6 protein-coding genes are annotated in these 6,755 nt (G+C 57.2%); 5 read left to right on the forward strand and 1 reads right to left on the reverse strand.

The genetic code is table 11. From position 1 onward, the window contains the following. The 3 genes from AABZ39_02515 to AABZ39_02525 form a co-directional block, all read left to right on the forward strand. A partial coding sequence (locus AABZ39_02515; GenBank protein ID MEK6793622.1) for a hypothetical protein occupies positions 1–261 on the forward strand: 261 nt, incomplete at its 5' end. 32 nt (positions 262–293) lie between these two features. Continuing rightward, entirely contained in the window at positions 294–530 is a 237-nt protein-coding gene (locus AABZ39_02520) for a hypothetical protein (GenBank protein MEK6793623.1), read from the forward strand. Positions 531–604: 74 nt separating this feature from the next. Beyond that, positions 605–2,230 carry a hypothetical protein gene (locus AABZ39_02525; protein MEK6793624.1) on the forward strand — a complete coding sequence of 542 codons (1,626 nt, stop codon included), beginning with the start codon at positions 605–607 and terminating at the stop codon, positions 2,228–2,230. A 1-nt stretch (position 2,231) separates the two neighbouring features. Here AABZ39_02525 and AABZ39_02530 read toward each other — a convergent pair whose 3' ends face one another. After that, positions 2,232–2,999 carry a hypothetical protein gene (locus AABZ39_02530; GenBank protein ID MEK6793625.1) on the reverse strand — a complete coding sequence of 256 codons (768 nt, stop codon included), beginning with the start codon at positions 2,997–2,999 and terminating at the stop codon, positions 2,232–2,234. Positions 3,000–3,130: 131 nt separating this feature from the next. On the opposite strand from AABZ39_02530, the gene AABZ39_02535 reads away from it, so the two are divergent. Next, positions 3,131–4,900, forward strand: coding sequence for an ABC transporter ATP-binding protein (locus AABZ39_02535; GenBank protein MEK6793626.1), 1,770 nt, complete (start codon positions 3,131–3,133; stop codon positions 4,898–4,900). Then, complete coding sequence (locus tag AABZ39_02540) at positions 4,900–6,753, forward strand: ABC transporter ATP-binding protein (protein ID MEK6793627.1); 1,854 nt, start codon at positions 4,900–4,902, stop codon at positions 6,751–6,753. Before AABZ39_02535 ends, AABZ39_02540 begins: the two co-directional genes overlap by 1 nt. Positions 6,754–6,755 lie beyond the last annotated feature (2 nt).

Below are 6,755 nucleotides of genomic sequence, written 5' to 3' on the forward strand. Positions count from 1 at the left end.
GTAAAGTTCTATTACGACCAGAAGGAGATACGGTCATCGAATCCCGAGGTCGCGGTGACGTATTACACATGCACCGCCGGCCGCACGCTCGCGGTCATCGGTAATCTGAGCGCACAACGTCAGACAGCGTCCATCGATCTCGGCGGTGTGAAGAAAGATCCGTCGGTCACTGATGAATATGAGGGCAAGCCGATGATCGTTTCGGGGAGTTCGGTCTCCGTTGATATACCGGCGCGGCATTTCATGATAATAGGTCTCTGAGGGAGTTGCCATGAGGATCATCGCAGTTGTTTTTGCAGCGTCAAGCGTATTTGCGGCGGCATTACCCCGATAGGCCTGCCGGCGATGTGACGACCGCGGGCAACGGGTTCATCTCGATACACGCGCTCAGGGACGGGAAGAAAAAACTTTCCCTCGGCAGGCGCAGCGAACTCATCGATCTGTCAGACAACAATCCGATGCCGTCAGCCGTGGAACTCGAATTCCCGATGCTTGCCGGCGAAACGCGGTGGTTCAGACGCCTGCGATAGGCCTGTGCGCGCAGATCCCTATACCGAAAGCAGGTCCGTATTGACTATACATTCGATTGCGATATAGTGTATCGATGCCTTCACAAAGCGACGCGAAGACCGTACTGCCGGACATGAACGCGGCCCATATCGCTTTCATCAAAGGCCTCACCAAATTGCTCGCTACCGTCGCGCCAGCCCAGGCAGGATATGCATGCATTGCGGCATTCCTCATCAGGAATTCGGATGACGCACTTCGCACGAACGCAAGATCCCGTCTCGTGAAGGAATTCCCGAGTGAACGATTCCATATCGACAGGGTGATCGAGGACATTGCTCATTATCTCCTTAACTACACCGACCCCTATGAACGCTTATGCGCCGTTCATGCGCTCCAGTATGGGCTCGCCTCCTCGGTGCGTCTTCCCGAGGAGGTTCCCGTTGATACACTGCAGTCACTGCTCGCCGTTTTCATGAAAATCCTCCGTGAGCAGGTAAGCGCCGTCCTCTGGGCGAACGCAAAGTTCACCGCGCTCAGCCTTACCGATGAACATGAACTGAAGTCTATCGTCGCCGACCTCTTGTGCATGAAGTCGACCGATGGTACGCGTGCATTGCTCGACGATAAGAAGCTCAGTCCTGCCGACCTGGAAGTACTTGAAAAGAACATCCTCGTCCGCGATATGGTCCTCTGGTGGACAAGGGAATCCACCATGCAGGAGTTGCTCGGCATACTGCAGTCGTATAAACAGGCATTCGTACGGATAAAGGATACCGTCGGTCTCGAACAGGCGGGACGCACCTGGGGTGATGAGCACGGCGTGCAGGCGGCGATAAAGATGATCATCTGCGACGCAACGGATGCGAAGAGCACAGCACCGTTAAGCGGAATGTCCCCGTTCGATGTCGACGAAAATATCGAATTCCCCGTTCAGGTGCCGGATCGTGCCCCGACGGCGGCAAAAGAGATCGACCTTGCCGCCGTATCGTTCGACGAATTCAAGACGACGGTCGATGAGGAATTAAGCCGTATCACCGATATGCATATTCAGCTGTCAAAGCAGGTGGATACGACGGTAGCCCATAAGGTCCTCAATGCCCAGCTCGATTATGTCGCCCAGCTCAACAAGTACTGCACGAAGGACAAGCAGAAATTCATGTACAAGACGATACTCTATGGACGGCTCAATACCAATCGCCAGATATTCAGGACCATGGACCGTCTGCTCAAAAGCAACCGCACCACGCTCATCAGCGGGCTCACTATGGAAGATACCGATCACATCATCGAAACGTACGGCTCGCTTTTTCTGCGCCAATCATCGACGAGCGTGCTTCTTAAGGATTTCTTCTCCGAATCCGACCTCGCGGAGTTGAAGAACGATCAGCGGCTGAGCGGCAACCGCCGAGTCTGGGACCGTATCGAGGCCGCCTATTTCCAGTCGATGACGCAGAAGGTCAATTACACGAAAAGCACCGAAGACCTGGCAAAACTTTTTTACAACAGGCTTCTGAAAGAGAAGAACCCCGTCGACAACGACTCGCTTGGCCTTATATCGCATTACGGGTTGTTCTTCCCGGACAAGATCCGGGAATGCGTGAACCTCATACTACTCAAGCGCGAAAAGGTCGGTTTTGACATCCCCTTCGCCGTACGCACTGCGACCGGTTTCGATGATGATGAAGGCGTAAAAAAGCTTCGTGAATTACTGAAACGCTGAACTATCCCTTCATTATGAGAAAGGCCAGGAACACGACGGCGAGTATGCTTGAGACGGCTGTCCATACGTATGCCCATCGCTCGCGCCGAGTCAGAGCCAAATTCGCGGTCAATCCCAGGAAGAGATACGGAACCCACAGCAAAAGTAGATAGAACGCGATCGCGATGATATCGCCCACGCTCAATGCCGATGGCCCCCGGCCCATGAACGGAATGCAGGCCAGCGGCAGGACTGCAATAATATTCACCGCGCGGAGCATATGGCGCGGAATGCCGATGCCGGCGCTGTCCGGTCTTTCCAGCGAACGAACATCGCGCCATACTGCAGCGGCCCGGAACGCACTCTCAAGCACGGCGAACGCCAGCAGAACGATCGCGGCAAAATATACCGGCGTATGCCGCACCGTGTCAAAGAGAAATGCTATGCCCGGCCAATATATCATTATCGCAACAGCAAGCACGGCGCAGAGGAATTCGGACAGCACGACGAACAGCGGGAACACCCGCTGTCCACGCAGGCGCAGGAAGGCAACACCGATGAGAATGACCGCTATCGCTATCGGGGCTGCCGCGAATGGGTCGAATTTCCCGTCCCTCGTGACGACACTCATCCATGAATAGGTGACAGGATCCTTATCGCTCATGCCGCCGCTATACGAACAGCTTTTCACGGTGAGCATGGGAAAGAAGAGGCATATCGCAAATGCAGCGAGAACGATCCTTCGCATCCATCCCCGGCGCTTTTGAAAGAAAATCAATACTTTTTCCATGGGTCTCATACACCGCCAGTACCGTCAGTATACCCTCACCTGCTGCTCCGTCAAGTATCCCCTGTATGCTCATGCACAATTCATGTCGCGACCTTGACGACGAACAGCATCAGCGTATACTGCACCGCATCATGCGAATGCTCTTGCGCTATTTGAAGCCGTACTGGAAACCATCGGTCATCGCCCCGGCCCTGATGCTGATAGAAGTGTTCTGCGATCTCCTGCAGCCGCACTTCCTCGCCGACATCGTGGACATCGGCATTGCCCGCGGCGACATCGGCTTTGTTCTTCGATCCGGCGCGTTCATGACTGCCGCCGCGCTCATCGGCGCGGTGGGCGGCATCGGCTGCACGGTATTCGCGACGCATGCCGCGCAGAATTTCGCCACCGACCTCCGCGAGGACCTTTTCAGGCGCATCGGGTCGTTCTCATTCGCCGACCTCGATAAATTCCATACCGCATCGCTCATCACACGCCTGACCAACGATATCGTACAGCTGCAGAACCTTGTGCTCATGATGCTCCGCATACTCGTGCGCGCACCGTTGATGTTCATCGGCGGTATCGCCATGGCCTTCGCGGTCAACCCGTCGCTTGCGCTCATATCGCTCTCCACCATGCCGGTGATCGTCATTGTCCTCGTACTCGTGATACGCAAGGGCTTCCCGATGTTCAACACGGTGCAGAAAAAGCTCGACCGGGTGAACGATGTGGCGCGGGAGAACCTCACCGGCGTGCGCGTGATCAAGGCCTTCGTCCGTTCGGCATATGAGAGAGGACGGTTCGGCACCGCGAACGATGAGCTTACGTCGATATCGATCAAGGCAGGCCGCGTCGTCGGGGGCGTGATGCCGCTCATGATGCTCCTCATGAACGTGAGCATGATCATACTGCTCTGGTCCGGCGGTTATCGGGTCAAAGACGGAACGCTCGCCGTCGGGCAGATACTGGCGCTCGTCAACTATGTCATGATGATACTCTTCTCGCTCATGATGTCGGCCATGATGCTCATGAACGCATCGCGCGCAAAGGTATCCGGTGATCGCGTCGTCGAAGTGTTGACGACAGAACCGAGCATACTGGATGGTGATGGCGGACAAAAGACTCGCACTACGGCCGCGGCAGAGGTCTCCGCGGAGCGCACATCCCCGATGCGGGAAGGCATCATCACGTTCGAGGGCGTCTCTTTCCGGTATCCGGCATCGCACGGCGGCGATGTGCTCATCGATATCTCGTTCACCGCGCGGCCGGGGGAAACGCTCGCCATACTCGGCGCTACCGGTGCGGGCAAGACCACGCTCGTCGATCTCATCCCGCGGTTCTACGATGTCACCCGCGGCGCCGTACGCATCGACGGCATCGACGTGCGCGCCATGGGACTCGATGACCTTCGTGCGCCGATCGCCATGATACTCCAGGAATCGATACTGTTCAGCGGCACCGTTCGTGAGAACATACGCTGGGGGAAATCCGATGCCACTGATGCGGAGATAGAAAAGGCCGCCGTTGCAGCCGAAGCGCATGGATTCGTCTCCGGTTTTAAGGATGGCTACGATACCATCATCGGGCAGCGCGGCGTGAACCTTTCCGGCGGGCAGAAGCAGCGCATCGCCATTGCGCGCGCACTGGTACGCGACCCGAAGATACTGATCATGGACGACAGCACGAGCGCGGTCGACATCGGCACCGAAGGCCGCATTCAGCGTGCGCTCAGGGAACGCCTGGCCCACACGACATGCATCATCATCGCCCAGCGCATCAATTCCGTCATGGACGCCGACAGGATACTGATACTCGAGAACGGGCGCATATCGGACACGGGTACGCATGCGGGGCTCATGAAGGGCAGCGCGACCTATCGCGATATTTACCGGTCACAGATCGGCGACGAGGCCGTCTGATGGCGGCACATAAAAAACCCGACGCCGCGAACGATCGCCCGATAACACCGTTCGGAAGACCAGGCGGATTCGGCAGTCCTCCCGGGCACATGGCGGGCATGCCGAAATCGCGTCCGAAGAACATCGCCGGTACGATGAGGCGGCTCGGGACATATCTCAGGCGTCATATTCCCGCGCTCATTATCGTGTTCATGTTCGTCGTTGTCGGATCGCTCATGCAGCTTGCCTCCCCATGGCTCATCGGCATGGCGATAGATACCATGGTCGGACGCGGACAGGGGGACCTCCAGCAACTTGCGCTCATCGTCGCCGCGCTCGCAGGCACCTATCTCATCGCTTCGCTCACCACCTGGGTGCAGATACGCTCGATGATACACATATCGCAGAACATCGTCCGGACGATCAGAGGCGACCTTTTCGCAAAACTGCAGACGCTGCCCGTAGCGTATTTCGACAGGAAGCCGCACGGCGAATTGATGAGCCGTATCACCAACGACGTCGAGAGCGTGAACAATACGCTCACGCAGGCCGCGCCGCAGCTCATGGCGAGCATCATCATGATCATCGGAACGCTGTCGCTCATGCTGTATCTGAACGTGCTGCTCACCGTGGTTACGCTCGTAAGCGTCCCGCTCGGGCTTTTCGCGATGAGCCGCGTCGGGGCGATGACGAGAAAATATTTTTCCGCGCAGCAGAAGTCGCTGGGGGAACTGAACGGCTATGTAGAAGAGATGATATCCGGCCAGCGCGTGGTCAAGGCGTACTGCCATGAGAAGAGAACGATCGATGCGTTCTCGGTCATCAATCGCCGATTGAACGAAGCGGGCATACGGGCGCAGATATTCACCGGCATCATCGGCCCCCTTATGAACGTCGTCAATAACTTCGGCTTCGCGCTCGTCGCCGCCGCCGGGGGACTCCTCGCCGTGAGAGGCATCATCACGATCGGCGTTATCGCCGCCTTTACCAATTATGCGCGCCATTTCTTCCGCCCGATAAGCGAACTGGCGAACCAATACAACATGATACAATCCGCGCTCGCCGGCGCCGAACGCGTGTTCGAGGTCATGGATGAGCGCGCGGAATTCGCCGGGCAGACCGAGGCCATAGCACCGGTCATTGCGGGCACCGTATCGTTCGAGAATGTACGCTTCGGCTACGACCCCGCAGTTCCGGTGTTGAAGAACGTACATCTGACGGCGCACCCCGGACAGACGATAGCGCTCGTGGGACCGACCGGTGCGGGAAAGACGACGATAGTCAATCTGCTCACACGATTCTACGACATCGACGAGGGAACGATACGCGTCGACGGGCACGACATCAGAACGATCGACAAGGATGTCCTGCGCGGCTCGCTCGGGATGGTATTGCAGGACACGTATCTCTTTTCAGGGTCCGTCCGCGAGAACATACGCTACGGCAGACTGAACGCCTCCGATGAGGAGATACGGGAAGCGGCGCGGCTTGCGAACGCCGACGCGTTCATCGAACATCTCCCGGATGGGTACGATACGGTACTGAGCGATGACGCGGTCAATATCAGCCAGGGTCAGCGACAGCTCATCACCATCGCCCGTGCGATACTCGCGAACCCCTCGATACTCATACTCGATGAGGCGACGAGCAGCGTCGATACGCGCACTGAGATGCACATCCAGGAAGCGATGAAGAAACTCATGAAAGGGCGCACGAGCTTTGTCATCGCCCATCGGCTGTCGACGATACGCGATGCTGATGAGATACTCGTCATCAAGGACGGGGAGATAGTCGAGCGCGGCGACCATCGGAGCCTGCTTGCAGAGCGCGGATTCTATCACGAACTATACGACAGCTTCCGCCGCGGCATGTAGCC

Source organism: Spirochaetota bacterium (assembly GCA_038043445.1).
In the GTDB taxonomy this organism is placed as follows: domain Bacteria; phylum Spirochaetota; class Brachyspiria; order Brachyspirales; family JACRPF01; genus JBBTBY01.